Below are 16,810 nucleotides of genomic sequence, written 5' to 3'. Positions count from 1 at the left end.
GTAGCGGCTGAAGGGCCCGGCTGTCAGTCGCGGACTACGCTACTGGAACGCAAAACCACGGCGCGACGGGCGCGCATTGCTCCGGCGAGGACTCGGCGGCATAATGTAGCCCCTTTTTTCAGCCCCTACATGTGGAAGGTTACCGTGACTCAGAAGCCCGACCAGTGTCTTGGTGAATGGATTGATCGTGAAGCACTCGCAGAAGCGATGATCCCTCTCATCGGTCAGCTCTACCGCAATAACAACGTGGTGAGCTCGATCTATGGCCGCAGCCTGATCAACCAGTCTGTCATCGCGATCCTCAAAGCCCACCGCTTTGCTCGCCACCGCTCTTCCGACGACAGCGAACTCTCCGTCCACGAAACATTCCCTCTGCTCAAGGCCATGAGCGAGCTCAAGCTCGGCGCGGCCTCGGTGGACCTGGGCAAGTTGGCGTTCAAATTCCGCAACGAAGCCAATGGCCGTAGCGCCGAGCAGTTCGTGCGTGAGGAAATGGCCGATGTGGTTGGCCAGCAAAACGTTTCGGCCCGCAAAGGCACCGACGTCGTGCTGTACGGCTTTGGCCGTATCGGCCGCCTGCTGGCGCGCATCCTGATCGAGAAAACCGGTGGCGGCGACGGCCTGCGCCTGCGTGCCATCGTCGTGCGCAAAGGCGCCGAGAACGATCTGACCAAGCGCGCCAGCCTGCTGCGTCGCGATTCGGTCCATGGTTCGTTCAACGGCACCATCACCATCGACGAAGAAAACAACACCATCACCGCCAACGGCAACCTGATCCAGGTGATCTACGCGAAGAACCCGACCGAGGTGGACTACACCCAGTACGGCATCAAGAACGCATTGCTGGTGGACAATACCGGTGTATGGCGTGACGCCGATGGCCTGGGCCAGCACCTGACCTGCCCGGGTATCGACCGCGTTGTCCTGACCGCGCCTGGCAAGGGCAAGCTGAAGAACATCGTCCACGGCATCAACCACGGCGACATCACCGCCGACGACAAGATCGTTTCCGCCGCTTCCTGCACCACCAACGCCATCGTGCCGGTGCTCAAGGCTGTGAACGACAAGTTCGGCATCATCAACGGTCACGTTGAAACCGTTCACTCGTACACCAACGACCAGAACCTGATCGACAACTTCCACAAGGGCGATCGCCGTGGCCGTAGCGCCGCGCTGAACATGGTCATCACCGAGACCGGTGCCGCCACTGCTGCTGCCAAGGCCCTGCCTGAGCTGGCTGGCAAGCTGACCGGTAACGCGATCCGTGTCCCGACGCCGAACGTGTCGATGGCCATTCTCAACCTGAACCTCGAGAAGGCCGCCACCCGTGAAGAGATGAACGAGTACCTGCGCTACATGGCGCTGCACTCCGATCTGCATAAGCAAATCGACTTCGTCAACTCGCAGGAAGTGGTGTCCACCGACTTCGTGGGCTCGCGCCACGCCGGTGTTGTCGACGCTGAAGCGACCATCGTCCAGGACAACCGCGTTGTTCTGTACGTCTGGTACGACAACGAGTTCGGCTATAGCTGCCAGGTCGTTCGCGTGATGGAAGACATGGCTGATGTGAATCCGCCTGCTTTCCCGCGCTAAGCCTTAGCTGCAAATGAAAACGCCCCGACTTGTCGGGGCGTTTTTTTGTCTGGGATTTGCTGTGTTTGGGCGGGCCTCATCGCGAGCAAGCTCCCACATTGGACCGCATACATCAGCAACAACTCGGTCAACTGTGGGAGCGAGCTTGCTCGCGATGACGATTTATCAGGCGCCACCCACTATAGAGGCCCGCGCGGTGCGCAGTTCATGCCGATTGCCCTTGAACAGCACCAGGGTCGCAATCAACCCCAACACCGCCGCACCACTCAGCCAGATACCAGGTGCAGCCTTGTTATCCAACACGTGGATCAGATAGGTACAGGCCGCGGGGGTAAACCCGCCGAAGGTGGCGGTGGCGAGGCTATAGGCCAGGGAAAAACCGGTGGTGCGCACTTCGACCGGCATGATTTCCGTCAAGGCGACCACCGTGGCTCCGTTGTACGATCCATACAGGAAGGACAGCCACAACTCGACGATCAGCAAATGGCCGAAACTGGGGTTCGCCACCAGCCAGGACAGCGCCGGGTATGCGGTCAGGATCGCCAGAATCGTTGCCCCCAGCAGTAGGGGTTTACGCCCGATCTTGTCGGAAAACGCGCCCATCACCGGCAGCCAGAAGAAATTCGACAAGCCGATGCACACGGTGACCAGCAGGGCATCCAAATCCGACAGATTCAATTCGGCCTTGCCAAATGTCGGCGTGTAGGCCGTGATCAGGTAGAACGAAACCGTGGTCATGACCACAAGCGCCATGCCGGCCAGGACGATACCGAAGTTCTGACCGATGGAACGGGTAATTTCCGACAGGGTAGGACGATGTTTTCGCGCCTGGAATTCAGGCGTTTCTTCCAGCGAGCGCCGGATCATGAAGATCGCCGGAACAATCATGCAACCTACCAGGAACGGTACGCGCCAGCCCCAGTCACCCATCTCCTGAGGACTCAGCCAGTGATTGAGGCCAACCCCCAGCAAGCCGGCAAACACCACAGCCGCCTGTTGGCTGGCGGACTGCCAGCTGACGAAGAAACCCTTGCGACCCGGCGTGGAGATTTCCGCCAGGTACACCGACACCCCGCCCAGTTCCACGCCAGCGGAAAAACCTTGCAGCAATCGACCCAGGAGCACCAGCAAGGGGGCCGCCACGCCGAGGACGGCATAGCCCGGCACGCAGGCTATCAGTATGGTGCCCATGGCCATCAGTGCCAGAGTGATGATCAGGCCTTTGCGGCGGCCGTGGCGGTCGATGTAGGCACCGAGGAAAATCGCGCCCAGCGGACGCATCAGGAATCCTGCGCCGAAGGTGGCCAGGGACAGCATCAGCGAGGCGAACGCACTGTCGGCGGGGAAGAACGTCTTGGCGATGGCCGTGGCGTAGAAGCCATAGACCATGAAGTCGAACATCTCGAGGAAGTTACCGCTGACGACGCGGAAAATCGCCTTGCCGTTGCTCGTATTGGAAGACATGGGTAGGTACTCACTCTGGCAATCTTGTATGAATGCGCTGCACTCCCCTGTGGGGGACGGGCTTGCTCGCGAAGGCGGTGTGTCAGTCACTTTGATGTTGATCGGTCCGTTGCCTTCGCGAGCAGGCTCGCTCCCACAGGGATTTTTTGCATGCGTTGTAGCCCATAATGGCCGGCGCGGTTTTGAGGGGAGATGAAGATTTGTTAACTGGACGATGGGTAGGGCTTGTGATGCTGGCCGGCGTGTTATCTGCCTGTGGCAACGGCGATACCCTGGAGCGCTTCGACGGCCCGACCATGGGCAGCCACTATTCCATCCAGTACGTCAGGCATGTCACCACGCCCGGTCCGAAAACGGTGCAGGACGAGGTGGAAAGGATCCTCGCCGAAGTGGATCGGCAACTGTCCACCTACCGCAGCGACTCGGACATCGAGCGTTTCAATGCGTTGCCTTCCGACAGTTGCCTGGTGATGCCCGGTCCGGTTCTCGAATTGATCAGCGTGGGCGAGGAATTGTCCTCGCAAAGCGGCGGCGCCTTTGACCTGACCGTTGAGCCACTCTTGAATCTATGGGGGTTCGGTCCTCAATCCCGTAAAGAAGAGGTGCCGAGCGCCGAGGCCTTGACCGAGGTACGCCGGCGCGTGGGTCATGGACATCTACGCATTGAGGGCGACCGGTTGTGCAAGGACGCCGCCGTGGCAGTCGATTTCAATAGCATCGCGGCCGGTTACGCTGTCGACCGCATCGCCGCCAGGTTCCAGGCCCTGGGCATCGACAGCTACCTGGCCGAGGCCACCGGTGAACTCAAAGCCGTCGGGCGCAAGCCGGATGGCTCGCCTTGGCGCATCGCCCTTGAAGAACCACGGGATGATCGGCAAGTGGCCGAGCGCGTCATCGAGGTCAACGGCTACGGGGTTTCAACGTCGGGCGACTATCGGAAATATTTCGAGCAGGGCGGCAAGCGTTACTCCCACACCTTTGATGCGCGCACGGGGGCTCCGGTCCTACACAACCTGGCGTCAGTCACGGTAATTCATCCTTCAGCGATGATGGCCGATGGACTATCGACGCTGTTGCTGATTCTCGGTCCTGAAGAGGCTTGGGACTATGCCCAGAAACAGGGTATCGGGGTATTTTTCGTGTTGCGGGACAATGATCGTTTCGTCGTTCGAACAAACGATGCGTTTGAACGGATGGTGGGCGGAAAAACCCAATAGGTTGTACAGCAAAGAATCCGTGGCGAGGGAGCTTGCTCCCGCTGGGCTGCGTAGCGGCCCCTTTTGAGAGCGCTTCGCACTCAAGCGGGAGCAAGCTCCCTCGCCACGATGATTCGGGCAAACTTTGAGTGCGCAATGACAGCGCCCTGAAAGCCTACCTGTGGCGAAATAGCGCAGGCAAAACTAGCCTACGGCGCGACCAAGGGGTAATGTGCGCGGCGTTGACGCTTCTATAGACTGTGGCCGGGCTCGTGAACCGGCCCCAAATTGTTCCTTCATGCCGCCGGCCGGCATGATTTAGCCGTCGGTGCCAAGCGTGGCATCGCGGCCTGTTCTGAGGAGTACGCATGGCTGTCTACAACTACGACGTGGTAGTACTGGGTTCCGGCCCTGCTGGGGAAGGCGCGGCAATGAACGCGGCCAAGGCAGGGCGCAAAGTGGCGATGGTCGACAGCCGTCGGCAGGTCGGCGGCAACTGCACCCACTTGGGCACCATCCCGTCCAAGGCCTTGCGTCACTCGGTCCGGCAGATCATGCAGTTCAACACCAACCCGATGTTCCGCGCCATCGGCGAGCCGCGCTGGTTCTCCTTCCCGGACGTGCTCAAGAGCGCCGAGAAGGTGATTTCCAAGCAAGTGGCCTCGCGTACCGGCTATTACGCCCGCAACCGTGTGGACGTGTTCTTCGGCACCGGCAGCTTCGCCGATGAACAGACCGTCGAAGTGGTTTGCGGCAATGGTGTGGTCGAGAAGCTGGTGGCCAAGCACATCATCATCGCCACCGGTTCGCGCCCGTATCGCCCGGCCGATATCGATTTCAACCATGCGCGTATCTACGATAGCGACACCATCCTGAGCCTGGGTCACACCCCGCGTAAGCTCATCGTCTACGGTGCCGGCGTGATCGGTTGCGAATATGCCTCGATCTTCAGCGGCCTGGGCGTGCTGGTGGAGCTGGTGGACAACCGCGGCCAGTTGCTGAGCTTCCTCGACTCGGAAATTTCCCAGGCCCTGAGTTATCACTTCAGCAACAACAACATCACCGTGCGCCACAACGAAGACTACGACCGCGTTGAGGGCGTCGACAACGGCGTGATCCTGCACCTCAAGTCCGGCAAGAAGATCAAGGCCGACGCCTTGCTCTGGTGCAACGGTCGTACCGGCAACACCGACACCCTGGGCCTGGAAAACATCGGCGTGAAGGTCAACAGCCGTGGCCAGATCGAAGTCGACGAGAACTATCGCACCTGCGTGCCGAACATCTACGGTGCCGGTGACGTGATCGGCTGGCCGAGCCTGGCCAGTGCCGCCCACGACCAGGGCCGTTCGGCTGCCGGCAGCATTGTCGACAATGGTAGCTGGCGTTTCGTCAACGACGTGCCGACCGGCATCTACACCATTCCGGAGATCAGCTCGATCGGCAAGAACGAGCAAGAGTTGACCCAGGCCAAGGTGCCTTATGAAGTGGGCAAGGCCTTCTTCAAGAGCATGGCGCGGGCGCAGATCGCTGGTGAACCGCAAGGCATGCTGAAGATCCTCTTCCATCGTGAGACGCTGGAAGTACTGGGCGTGCATTGCTTCGGCTACCAGGCTTCGGAGATCGTGCACATCGGCCAGGCGATCATGAACCAGCCGGGCGAACTGAACACGCTGAAATACTTCGTCAACACCACGTTCAACTACCCGACCATGGCCGAAGCCTATCGGGTAGCCGCGTACGACGGGCTCAACCGGCTTTTTTGAGCGGCTCCGGCCGGTGGCCTGAGCCGGCCGGGGAGACCGATTTCAGCAATTCTCGAGGGTGGCAGTGGCCAAACCGGGAAAGTCTGTAATCAGGCTGTCAGCGCCAAAATCGGCGAGCCTGCGCATGAGCGCGGGCTCGTTGACCGTCCACACCGACACATGCAGCCCCTGGCGCTGCGCCTTGATCAGGCGTTCCGGCGTGCACAGGGTCCAGTTCAACGCCAGAATCTCGCAGCCGTAGCTCTGGGCGACCTTCAGCGGATCGAGCCAGGCGTATTCGGCCACCAGTCCACGGGAAATGTCCGGGGTCAGGTCCAGGGCGGCCTTGAGCACTTCCCGGGAACTGGAGGTGATGGTGATCCTGTCCAGCAGCCCGAAGCGTTGGGCCATTTCACGAATGCCCAGCACGGTGGCGGCGGCGCGGGTGCGTGACGCGCTTTTCACTTCGAGCTGCCAATGCTCGAAATCGCATTTTTCGAACAGCTCTTCCAGTCGCGGAATCGGGCACGGCTTGATCCAGCCCGGGCCACCCTTGCGTGCATCGTAAGTGACCAGTTCGGCAGCGGTGTGTTCGACCACCTTGCCCCGGCGATCGGTGGTGCGCTTGAGGGTCGGGTCGTGGATCACCATCAACTCGCCGTCCATCGATAGATGCAGGTCCAGCTCGCATCGGCGCACGCCGTGCTTGAGGCATTCCTGGAAACCGGTGAGGGTGTTTTCCGGTGCTTCGCCCTTGGCGCCGCGGTGGCCATAGATGAGGGTCACGGTTCTTCCTTATTGATGCCAGATTCGTTCAGTTCCCGGGCCAGGCGCCGTTCTTGCGCCTGTTTCTGCAGGATGTAGCGGGCCAACAATTGACGCTGGGCGTCGGTCGGGTGTTCAAACTCGGTGCCGACGTCATAGCCGCCACCCTTCGGATCGCAATGGGTGACCCGCGCTCGCAACAACAGACCGAGGGCCTGGGGCATCAACACCAGCTTGATCGACAGGTGCGCGCCGACGGCGATGGGAGTGGGGTATTGGAAGTCGATGCCGCCTTCGGAAATGATCACCGGCTGGGGCTCGCCGATTTCGCCAAGCACGGTCACGGCGATGACCTGGCTGAGCAAGTCGATGCGTTTGTTCATCGCCTTGAGGTACGCCGCGATGCTGCGCTCGCGCTCGCTGATCTGGCGCAACAGGTGCTGTGACTCGAATTCGCTCAGGTGCAGTTCGCTGAGCAGATTGAACAATGGGGACTCATCCTGCAACACTTCCTGGCTGGCAGCTTCAGGAATGGACAGGGGCCGAATTTCCAGTGCGATCGTGTCCTCGATACGGTAGTATTCGCGGCGATCTTCTTCATCTAATGTCGACATGGCGAACCCATGGTAGCGGCGGTGGTCTGAGTGTAAAGCTGGTTTGTGACCCCCGCCACAAGGACGTTCCTTTTCCCTCCGAACAAGCCCCGACATGTTCAGACCTCTCTTCGTATTCATCGGCACGCGTTATACCCGTGCAAAGCGTCGCAATCATTTCGTATCGTTCATTTCCCTGACCTCTATCATCGGATTGGCCCTTGGCGTGGTCGTGATGATCGTCGTGCTGTCGGTGATGAACGGCTTCGATCATGAAATGCGCACCCGCGTGCTGGGCATGGTGCCCCACGCGACACTCGAATCCGGCGACGCCATCAGCGATTGGCCGAGCCTGGCCGCCAAGGTCAAGCAGAACCCGCAGGTGCTGGCCGTCGCGCCGTTCACCCAGATGCAAGGGTTGCTGACCAACGACGGCAAGGTCTCCAAGGTCTTGCTCAACGGCATCGACCCGGGGCTGGAGCGGCAGGTGTCGATCATCGACAACTTCATGAAGCAGGGGAAGCTCGATGACCTGGCGCCGGGCAGCTTCGGCATCGTCATCGGCGACAAGGCCGCGGCCAAGCTCGGCGTGGCCATCGGCGACAAGCTGACCTTCGTCGCGCCGGAAGTCACCGTCACACCGGGCGGCATGTTCCCGCGCATGAAACGCTTTACCGTGGTCGGCATTTTCCACGTGGGTGCAGGCGAGCTCGACGGCTACCTTGGCGTGACCAATCTCCAGGATCTCGCCCGCCTGCATCGCTGGAAACCGGACCAGGTCCAGGGCCTGCGGTTGAAGTTCGACGACCTGTTCCAGGCGCCACGCGTTGCCTGGAGCATTGCCCAGCAGCTTGGCGAAGACCGTTATTACGCCCGCGACTGGACCCGCACCCACGGCAACCTGTACCAGGCAATCCGCATGGAAAAAGCCATGATCGGCCTGCTGCTGTTGCTGATCGTCGCGGTTGCGGCGTTCAACATCATTTCCACCCTGGTAATGGTGGTGAATGACAAGAAGGGCGACATCGCCATCCTGCGCACCCTCGGCGCCACGCCGGGGCAGATCATGCGCATCTTCATGGTCCAGGGCACCGTTATTGGCGTTATCGGCACATTTGTCGGCGCCCTGGTCGGGATGTTCGCCGCGCTGAACGTCAGCGCCGCGATTGCCGGTCTCGAAACCCTGATTGGACACAAATTTCTCAACGCCGACGTGTATTTCATCGACTACCTGCCATCGCAACTGCAGGCCGATGACGTGTTGATGGTCTGCGGCGCCGCGTTGGTCCTGAGTTTCCTCGCCACCCTGTATCCAGCCTGGCGTGCCGCGCGCACCCAGCCTGCGGAGGCGTTACGTTATGAGTGAGTCGGGCATGAGTGAAAAAGCGATCTTGAGCTGCCGCAACCTGGGCAAATCCTACGAGGAAGGCCCGGAGTCGGTGGTGGTGTTGTCGGGCCTGCAACTGGAGCTGCATCCAGGCGAGCGTGTGGCGATTGTCGGCACCTCCGGGTCGGGCAAAAGTACCTTGCTGAACCTGTTGGGTGGGCTGGATACGCCAACCTCCGGCAGTGTCTGGCTGGCAGGTGAAGAACTGTCGGCGCTGAACGAGAAGGCCCGCGGCCTGCTGCGTAACCGTTCCCTGGGTTTCGTCTACCAGTTCCACCATTTGCTGCCAGAGTTCACCGCCCTGGAAAACGTCTGCATGCCGCTGTTGATCGGACGCACGGCGATCCCCGAGGCGCGCCAGCGCGCCACGGCATTGCTGGAGCGGGTAGGGCTGGGGCATCGCCTTGAGCACAAGCCGGCCGAACTGTCCGGTGGCGAGCGCCAGCGCGTGGCGATTGCCCGGGCGCTGGTCAACAAGCCGGGCCTGGTGATGCTCGACGAGCCCACCGGCAACCTCGACTCCCATACCGCCCAAGGTATCCAGGACTTGATGCTGGAACTCAGCACGTCGATGCGTACCGCGTTCCTGGTCGTCACCCACGACATGAATCTGGCCCGGCAGATGGACCGCGTCCTGCATTTGCAGGAAGGTTGCCTGACGCCCATCTGACCGACCGAAACCCGGTGCCTGATCAAGGCGCCGGGTCTTTTATTTTCATACGGTGCCCAGCGAATGTTCAGACCGTTATCGATTTTCATCGGCACGCGCTATACCCGCGCCAAGCGCCGCAATCGCTTTGTTTCGTTCATCTCCATGACGTCGATGATCGGCCTCGCCCTGGGCGTGCTGGCAATGATCGTGGTGTTGTCGGTAATGAACGGCTTCCAGCGCGAAATGAGCTCGCGCATCCTCGGCATGGTTCCGCATGCCACTATCGTCGGCGTCAACCCGATCGACGATTGGCAGCCGGTGGCCGCCGCCGCGCTGAAAAATCCCGAAGTCACCGCCGCCGTTCCGTTCACGGAAATGGAAGGCATGCTCAGCCATAAGGGTTCGATGCAGCCGATCCAGATCAGCGGCGTTGACCCCGCCCAGGAAGGCAAAGTGTCCATCGTTGCCCAGCACATCGTCCAGGGACGTCTCGATGCCCTTAAGCCGGGTGAATATGGCGTGGTGATCGGCGAGATCACGGCCCGGCGTTTTCGCCTGAATGTTGGCGACAAGCTCACCCTGATCGTGCCGGAAGTCAGCACCGCGCCGGGTGGCATCACGCCGCGGATGCAGCGTCTGAACGTGGTCGGTGTGTTCAAGGTCGGTGCAGAGCTGGATGGTTCCATGGCGCTGATCCACCTGGCCGATGCCGCGCAGATGCAGCATTGGCAGCCAAACCAGGTGCAGAGCGTGCGCCTGGCGGTGAAGGACTTGTACGCGGCGCCGAAGGTTTCCGGTGACATCGCCACCGGTCTCGGCGTGGATTACAAGGCCGATGACTGGACCCACACCCAAGGCAGCCTGTTCAGCGCCATGAAAATGGAAAAGACCATGATCGGCTTGCTGTTGCTGATGATCGTCGCGGTGGCGGCGTTCAACATCATCGCCACGCTGATCATGGTGGTGAACGACAAGGGCGCGGACATCGCGATCCTGCGCACCATCGGCGCCACGCCGCGGCAAATTATGGCGATCTTCATGGTCCAGGGCACGGTGATCGGCATTGTCGGAACGTTGATTGGCGGTGTGTTGGGGGTGATTGCGGCGCTGAATGTCAGTGAACTGGTGGGTTGGCTGGAACGGGTCAGCGGCCAGCACATTTTCAGCTCCGACGTGTATTTCGTCAGCAACCTGCCTTCCGAGCTTCAGCGTGGCGATGTGGTGTTGATCTGTTCTGCCGGGTTCATCCTCAGCTTCCTAGCCACCGTGTACCCGGCGTGGCGTGCGGCGAAGATCGAACCGGCGCAGGCGTTGCGGTATTCCTGAGCCTGGACAGGCTTTCGTGGCGAGGGAGCTTGCTCCCGCTGGAGTGCGCAGCGCTCCTAGAAATCTAAACGGCCCCTATCATTAGTGAGATTTTGGGGCTGCTGCGCAGCCCAGCGGGAGCAAGCTCCCTCGCCACAGGGGTTGAGTCCGGCTTCAATTATTTTTGGGCAGTTCAATCACGAACCGCGTCCAGCCATCAGCCGATTCGCAGCGAATCTGCCCGCCATGGGCGCGGATGATCGAGCGAGTGATGGCCAGCCCAAGTCCTGCATGTTCGCTGCTGCCTTCCTGGCGGGCCGGGTCGGCGCGGTAAAAACGATCGAACAGGCGCGGCAGCAGATCAGTTGAAATCCCCTCGCCACTGTTTCCCACGCTCACACTCACCTTTTGAGCCTCATCGACAATTCGCACCCGCACTTCGCCGTCAACCGGGGTGAAGCGCAGAGCATTGTCCAGCAGGTTGGAAAGGGCCCGGCGGAGCATGTTGCGGTCACCCTCGATCAAGCTCTCGCCGTCGCGACTCAGGCGTACGTTGACGTCCTCGGCCAGGGGGGCGAAGAAGTCCAGCAAGAGGTCCACTTCCTCGGCCAATTGCAGCGGTTCACGATGGAGCGCCAGCAGACCATGATCGGCCTTGGCCAGGTACAGCATGTCGTTGACCAGTTGCGCCATCCACTGCAGTTCTTCGAGATTGCCGTGCAGTGCTTCGCGATAGTCTTCCAGCGAGCGCTCGCGGGTGAGGGTGACTTGGGTGTGGGTCAGCAGGTTGGACAGCGGCGTGCGCAGTTCATGGGCGATGTCGGCGGAAAATGCTGAGAGGCGTTGAAACGCATCGTCAAGGCGTCCGAGCATGTCGTTGATGCTGCGGGCCAATTCCGCCAGCTCGATGGGCATATGCTCTTCGGGCAATCGGGCATTGAGGGAGCGGGCCGAAACGCTGCTGGCGATCGCGCCCATGCGTCGCAAGGGGCGCAGGCCACGCCGGGCCGCCCAGGCACCGAGTAGCGCGGTGGCCAGTGCCGAGAGGCCGACGGTCAGCCAGATAAGCCGCTGCATGCGTTGCAGAAAGTGTTGGTGGTGGGTGATGTTCAGCAACAGGGTCAGTTGCGGTGAATCGGTGCGATCGGGGTACAGCGGCGCGTTCAGCACCCGATAGTCATTGTCGGCATCGCGAAGCGTGTACAGGCCGGGGCGTTCCGGTAGTTCGGGCGGCGTCGGGATCGGGCTGCCGCGCCACTGGGCGCCGTTGCTGTCCTTGATGCGCAAGGTCAGGTCTGCCTGGCGACTCAGCTCATCGTCCAGGCGAACTTGGGGGTCATGGCCGTGGTTGTCTTGCACGGCGCGACGCACGCCGATCAGTTGGGTTTCGAGCAGTTGTCGGTCCAGCTCCACGAAGTGAGCCTCGCTGCCGCGGCTGAACAACACGCCTGCAAACAACGACACGACGGCGGCGCAGGCGGCGAAAAGCAGCGCCAACCGATTGCTCAGTGACCACCGGCTCACAGGCTGCGCTCTTCAAGGACATAGCCCATGCCGCGCACGGTGTGGATCAGCTTGTTGGGAAATTCATCGTCGACCTTGAGCCGCAGGCGGCGGATCGCTACCTCGATGACGTTGGTGTCACTGTCGAAATTCATGTCCCAGACTTGCGAGGCGATCAGCGACTTTGGCAATACTTCGCCCTGGCGCCGCAGCAGCATCTCCAGCAAGGCGAACTCCTTTGCAGTCAAATCGATGCGTCGGCCGCTGCGCTCAACGCGACGACGAATCAGATCCAGGCGCAGGTCCGCCAGTTGCAGGCTGGTTTCCTGGGGTGTCGAACTGCCACGGCGCAACAGGCTGCGCACCCGGGCCAGCAGTTCGGAAAAAGCAAAGGGCTTGACCAGGTAATCATCGGCGCCCAGTTCCAGGCCATGCACGCGGTCCTGTACCGCATCGCGCGCGGTGAGAAACAGCACCGGCGTGTCCAGGCCGGCCCCGCGCACGGCTTGCAGGATCTGCCAGCCATCGCGACCGGGCAGCATCACGTCGAGAATCAGCAGCGCGTATTCATCGCTCAGGGCCAATTGCTGGCCGGTGATGCCGTCGGCCACCAGATCGGCGTTGAACCCGGCTTCGCTCAAGCCTTGGCGCAGGTATTGGCCGGTTTTCAGTTGGTCTTCGACAATCAGCAGTTTCATGGGCGGCTCGAGGCTGTGTTTGAACGGAGGCGTTATACCGTGGCGCGCGAGCGGGCGGGCCAAGCTGACAAACTTGTAATGCAAATGTCAGTCAACTGGCAGTCGCGCCTGCTTAGAGTCTTCGGCAAGTTGAACCTTATTTTGCTGGAGTATGAACATGTTGATGATAAACCGCCTCGTCCTGGCCGCCTCTGCGCTGGCGTTGAGTGTGTCGTCCTGGGCGTCGCCGGGCCACTTTGATTTCGGCCAGCCCGCGCCGGCAGCCAAGGCCAGTCGCAGCATCGAAGTGGTGATGGGCGACATGTCATTCAATCCCAAGGCGCTGGACATCAAGGCCGGCGAGACGGTGCGGTTTGTACTGATCAACAAAGGCCAGTTGTTGCATGAGTTCAATTTGGGCGATGCGGCGATGCACGCGGAGCACCAGCAGGAGATGCTCAAGATGCAACAAGACGGCATGTTGTCGCCAACCGGAATGCAATCGGGCATGGACCATGCCGCGATGGGCCACGGGAATAAAGCCGGGATGAGTCACGACGACCCCAACAGCGTGCTGGTGCAGCCAGGCAAGACCGGCGAATTGACTTGGACCTTCAGCAAGGCCACGCGCCTGGAGTTCGCCTGCAATGTGCCCGGTCATTATCAAGCCGGGATGAAAGGCGACCTGACAGTCAGTCAGTAAGCGCTCAAGGCGGTGGCAAAGGCTGGTAGAATCCGCTGATTCTTCAGTCAGGTTTCCATCATGCATCCCGCAGCCGAACATTCGCCGTTGGGCAAATCCAGCGAATACATCGCTACGTACACGCCGTCATTGCTGTTCCCTATCCCGCGTATCGCAAAGTGGGCGGAGTTGGGGCTGACGGCCGAGACCCTGCCCTATAAAGGCGTGGACTTCTGGAACTGCTTCGAATTGTCGTGGCTGTTGCCGTCCGGCAAGCCAGTGGTGGCCATCGGTGAGTTCGCCATCCCGGCGGATTCGCCGAACATCATCGAATCCAAGTCCTTCAAGCTGTACCTGAACTCGTTGAACCAGACGCCGTTCGCCGACAGTGCCAGCCTGGAAGCGACCTTGCGCCAGGATCTATCGACAGCGGCGGGCAAACCGGTGGCCGTGCGCATTCGCAGCCTCAAGGATGTAGAGAGCGAAGGCGTTGTGGCGCTGCCCGGGTTTTGCATTGACGAATTGGACATCAGCGTCGACTCCTACGAGCATCCGCGTCCGGAGCTGCTGCGTTGTGATGGCTCGCGCATCGTCGAGGAAAGCCTGCACAGCCATCTGCTGAAGTCCAACTGCCCAGTGACGAGCCAGCCGGATTGGGGCAGCGTGGCGGTGGAGTACCGTGGCGCGGCGCTGGATCATGCCAGCCTGCTGGCCTACATCGTCAGCTTCCGCCAGCATTCGGATTTCCATGAGCAGTGCGTCGAGCGGATCTTTCTCGACCTGCAACGCTTGCTCAAACCGGAGAAATTGACCGTGTATGCGCGGTACGTGCGGCGTGGTGGGTTAGATATCAATCCGTACCGCAGCACTGAAGAGGTGACGTTGCCGAACCATCGCCTGGTCCGCCAATAAAGCGCTGACTGTGGGAGCGAGCTTGCTCGCGATGAGGGCGACACATTCAAAATCGTATTTGACCGACATATCGCTATCGCGAGCAAGCTAGCTCCCACAAGGGATCGTTTTTCCAAAGCGTTGAACTAAAAAGCCCCGCTATCGCTAGCGGGGCTTTCAGGTGTTTGGAAGGTTCAGATTCCCATGCTGCCCAAGGTATTGACGATGTTGCGCAGCGTTCCAGCGATAGTTGGATGTTCCACTTCAAAACGCTCTACGGCCAGGTTCACCCCGTCGACCAGATTGTTGTCCTGCAGGTGATTTTCCAGTTCGATCTGGGATTCGATCTGCGCCATTAACTCGTGCAGATGTTCGCGCTCTGGCTCAGATAGCGGCGGGTTCTGGTCCAATTGCTCGCGCAGTGTGTTGAGCTGTTCTTGCAAGTCGCGGGCAGGCATTGGCGTACTCCCTTTATTGATAGGCACTGCCATGGACCGCGACGCTGCGTCAAAAGTCCGTGGCTTGCCTTAAGAGTAATCCACACTCAGGCGCCCTGCATGATCCTGGTCAGGGCTTCTCGCCTTTTTGCCTGCGCAGGCTGATGTCGGCCAGGCAGGTATCCAGCTCGCCCAGGTGATCGATCACCGAATGCACGCCTAGACTGAACAATTGCACGGTCGCCTTGGCGCGCTTGATCTCCCGGTCTTGTTGGCTCAGGGCTTGCCACTCGGCCGGCGACAGGCCGCACAACGAGCCGCAGGAGGCCAATCCGATGGTCCATAATCCCGCGTTGAGCCCTGATTGCAGCAGCCTTGGCTCGCCGCTGACCAATACACAGCCGTCCAGCTGCTGAACATCCAACGCCATCAGCGCTTGCCAACAGGCATGTGGCGCTGGCCAAGGATTATTTGTTGCGGGAAGTTGCGGCGCCTTGATGGACCCAGGCAATGCAGCTGCCAGCCGATGACTGATGGCAGGAGGCAATTCGTCGAGCCATGCGCACGGAATATTCAGGTGCTGCAAGCGTTGTAGGCTTTCCAGGGCACCGGGTGTCGGTTGGGCGTGATCTGCTGACGTTGCCCCTGATCGGCGAGTACGCGACCCGAAATCCACCAGGCATCCGCTCAGGCCGAACAGTACGGCGGTTAGACTGGGAGCGAGGAGGGGCAGGGCTTCAGCGCGCGGCATGGGAACGTCCTTGAAATAACTCGCAGCCTAACGGGCCGCGATGACAGTCCGGTGACAGGAAAATTAACGCGGCGCGTTGTGGAATCTTCCTACAGAAGCTTCTTTTTCAATGCTGCCTATCCGTGTGTTCCGTCTTATACTATCGGCCTCACCGCCTGGGCTCGGCGCCCTTGCCTGATCAATCCAAGGAGTTCTTCCCTATGCGCTGGAGCCATCGTCTAGCTCAGCTGTGTCTTTCCGCCAGCGTCCTGCTGGTGCCGTTCGCCAGTCAGGCCGCTACGGAAGAAGACCCTTGGGAAAGCATCAACCGTCCCATCTTCACGTTCAACGACACCCTTGATACCTACGCGCTCAAGCCGCTGGCCCAGGGTTATCAATACGTGACGCCGCAGTTCCTCGAGGACGGCATCCACAACATGTTCCGCAACATCGGCGATGTCGGCAACCTGGCCAACAACGTGCTGCAAGCCAAGCCGGCCGCCGCTGGGGTGGACACCGCCCGATTGATCTTCAACAGCACTTTCGGCCTGCTGGGCTTCTTTGACGTGGGCACTCAAATGGGCCTGCAGCGCAGTGATGAGGATTTTGGCCAGACCCTAGGCTATTGGGGGTTGGGCAGCGGGCCGTACGTGATGCTGCCGTTGCTGGGGCCGAGCACCTTGCGTGATGCGCCGGCCAAGCTGGTGGACAGCTACACCACGCCTTATCCCTACATCGACAACGTTTCGGTGCGCAATTCGATCTGGGGCCTGAATATCGTCGATACCCGCGCCAGCCTGTTGTCCGCGGAAAAGCTGGTGAGCGGCGACAAATATGTCTTCATTCGCAATGCCTTCCTGCAGAACCGCGAATTCAAGGTCAAGGATGGCCAGGTCGAAGACGATTTTTGATTTCGTCCTGTAGAACGCGGAAGGCGGCCCGAAAGGCCGCCTTCTGTGCATTGACGTCATGTCTGGACGGGTTTGATCCTTCCATTGAGTTACGCTTCGCTCGGTTCTTATAACTCTCTGTACTTTGACAAATGACGACGGCAAGCGGCCGTCTGCATGAGCTTGAAACGCCCCGCGGATGGGAGTACCGTCTGCGCCTTAGAAGGGCACCTCTGATGAAATTGCGTGTAGGGCAAAGGCCTGAACCAGTGCAACAGAGAGGCTAGAAAGCGAATCCAGTAG

General features: G+C 60.4%; 16 protein-coding genes. 9 read left to right on the top strand and 7 right to left on the bottom strand.

Features of this window, described 5'->3' with window-relative positions; all coding sequences use genetic code 11:
• The first annotated feature begins 129 nt into the window (after positions 1–129).
• Positions 130–1,593 (top strand): glyceraldehyde-3-phosphate dehydrogenase, encoded by a 1,464-nt coding sequence (locus FHK92_RS03845; RefSeq protein ID WP_181286902.1) that lies wholly within the window; start codon positions 130–132, stop codon positions 1,591–1,593.
• Positions 1,594–1,758: 165 nt separating this feature from the next.
• Here FHK92_RS03845 and FHK92_RS03840 read toward each other — a convergent pair whose 3' ends face one another.
• Positions 1,759–3,057, bottom strand: coding sequence for an MFS transporter (locus FHK92_RS03840; protein WP_181286901.1), 1,299 nt, complete (start codon positions 3,055–3,057; stop codon positions 1,759–1,761).
• Between the two features lie 230 nt (positions 3,058–3,287).
• Here FHK92_RS03840 and FHK92_RS03835 point away from each other — a divergent pair, with 230 nt between their 5' ends.
• Positions 3,288–4,274, top strand: coding sequence for an FAD:protein FMN transferase (locus FHK92_RS03835; RefSeq protein WP_258232577.1), 987 nt, complete (start codon positions 3,288–3,290; stop codon positions 4,272–4,274).
• 347 nt (positions 4,275–4,621) lie between these two features.
• On the top strand, positions 4,622–6,016 hold the full coding sequence (sthA, locus tag FHK92_RS03830) for a Si-specific NAD(P)(+) transhydrogenase (protein ID WP_003183399.1): 1,395 nt from the start codon (positions 4,622–4,624) through the stop codon (positions 6,014–6,016).
• Positions 6,017–6,058: 42 nt separating this feature from the next.
• On the opposite strand, the gene FHK92_RS03825 is transcribed toward sthA, so the two are convergent.
• Both FHK92_RS03825 and FHK92_RS03820 read right to left on the bottom strand, forming a co-directional pair.
• Complete coding sequence (locus FHK92_RS03825) at positions 6,059–6,781, bottom strand: glycerophosphodiester phosphodiesterase (RefSeq protein WP_030139963.1); 723 nt, start codon at positions 6,779–6,781, stop codon at positions 6,059–6,061.
• Positions 6,778–7,374 carry a PilZ domain-containing protein gene (locus FHK92_RS03820; RefSeq protein ID WP_181286899.1) on the bottom strand — a complete coding sequence of 199 codons (597 nt, stop codon included), beginning with the start codon at positions 7,372–7,374 and terminating at the stop codon, positions 6,778–6,780. The genes FHK92_RS03825 and FHK92_RS03820 overlap by 4 nt, the downstream gene beginning before the upstream one ends.
• Before the next feature lie 94 nt (positions 7,375–7,468).
• Between FHK92_RS03820 and FHK92_RS03815 the strand changes: the two genes are divergently transcribed.
• The 3 genes from FHK92_RS03815 to FHK92_RS03805 all read left to right on the top strand — a co-directional run bounded on the left by FHK92_RS03815 (position 7,469) and on the right by FHK92_RS03805 (position 10,718).
• Positions 7,469–8,719, top strand: coding sequence for a lipoprotein-releasing ABC transporter permease subunit (locus FHK92_RS03815; RefSeq protein ID WP_181286898.1), 1,251 nt, complete (start codon positions 7,469–7,471; stop codon positions 8,717–8,719).
• 7 nt (positions 8,720–8,726) lie between these two features.
• Complete coding sequence (gene lolD, locus FHK92_RS03810; protein ID WP_181286897.1) at positions 8,727–9,410, top strand: lipoprotein-releasing ABC transporter ATP-binding protein LolD; 684 nt, start codon at positions 8,727–8,729, stop codon at positions 9,408–9,410.
• Between the two features lie 63 nt (positions 9,411–9,473).
• Positions 9,474–10,718, top strand: a complete 1,245-nt coding sequence (locus tag FHK92_RS03805; protein ID WP_181286896.1) for a lipoprotein-releasing ABC transporter permease subunit — start codon at positions 9,474–9,476, stop codon at positions 10,716–10,718.
• Positions 10,719–10,871: 153 nt separating this feature from the next.
• Here the strand turns inward: FHK92_RS03805 and FHK92_RS03800 are convergent, their stop codons facing one another.
• The gene (locus tag FHK92_RS03800) at positions 10,872–12,221 is read right to left on the bottom strand and encodes a heavy metal sensor histidine kinase (protein ID WP_181286895.1); all 1,350 of its coding nucleotides are present in this window, start codon (positions 12,219–12,221) and stop codon (positions 10,872–10,874) included.
• Positions 12,218–12,898 (bottom strand): heavy metal response regulator transcription factor, encoded by a 681-nt coding sequence (locus FHK92_RS03795; RefSeq protein WP_030139969.1) that lies wholly within the window; start codon positions 12,896–12,898, stop codon positions 12,218–12,220. Before FHK92_RS03795 ends, FHK92_RS03800 begins: the two co-directional genes overlap by 4 nt.
• Before the next feature lie 157 nt (positions 12,899–13,055).
• Here FHK92_RS03795 and copI point away from each other — a divergent pair, with 157 nt between their 5' ends.
• On the top strand, positions 13,056–13,580 hold the full coding sequence (gene copI, locus FHK92_RS03790) for a copper-resistant cuproprotein CopI (RefSeq protein ID WP_181286894.1): 525 nt from the start codon (positions 13,056–13,058) through the stop codon (positions 13,578–13,580).
• A gap of 60 nt (positions 13,581–13,640) precedes the next feature.
• Positions 13,641–14,471: an NADPH-dependent 7-cyano-7-deazaguanine reductase QueF gene (gene queF / locus FHK92_RS03785; protein WP_181286893.1), complete on the top strand. Its 831-nt coding sequence runs from the start codon at positions 13,641–13,643 to the stop codon at positions 14,469–14,471.
• A gap of 173 nt (positions 14,472–14,644) precedes the next feature.
• Here queF and FHK92_RS03780 read toward each other — a convergent pair whose 3' ends face one another.
• Together FHK92_RS03780 and FHK92_RS03775 are read right to left on the bottom strand one after the other, a co-directional pair.
• Positions 14,645–14,908, bottom strand: coding sequence for a DUF4404 family protein (locus tag FHK92_RS03780; RefSeq protein ID WP_181286892.1), 264 nt, complete (start codon positions 14,906–14,908; stop codon positions 14,645–14,647).
• Positions 14,909–15,017: 109 nt separating this feature from the next.
• The gene (locus tag FHK92_RS03775) at positions 15,018–15,638 is read right to left on the bottom strand and encodes an HAD family phosphatase (protein WP_181286891.1); all 621 of its coding nucleotides are present in this window, start codon (positions 15,636–15,638) and stop codon (positions 15,018–15,020) included.
• A gap of 200 nt (positions 15,639–15,838) precedes the next feature.
• Between FHK92_RS03775 and FHK92_RS03770 the strand changes: the two genes are divergently transcribed.
• A complete protein-coding gene (locus FHK92_RS03770) occupies positions 15,839–16,528 on the top strand; it encodes an MlaA family lipoprotein (protein WP_181286890.1) in 690 nt (229 codons plus the stop codon).
• Positions 16,529–16,810 lie beyond the last annotated feature (282 nt).

It is taken from the genome of Pseudomonas brassicacearum subsp. neoaurantiaca, assembly GCF_013608025.1.
Lineage (GTDB): Bacteria > Pseudomonadota > Gammaproteobacteria > Pseudomonadales > Pseudomonadaceae > Aquipseudomonas.
This window is presented reverse-complemented; position numbering and strand designations above follow the sequence as displayed.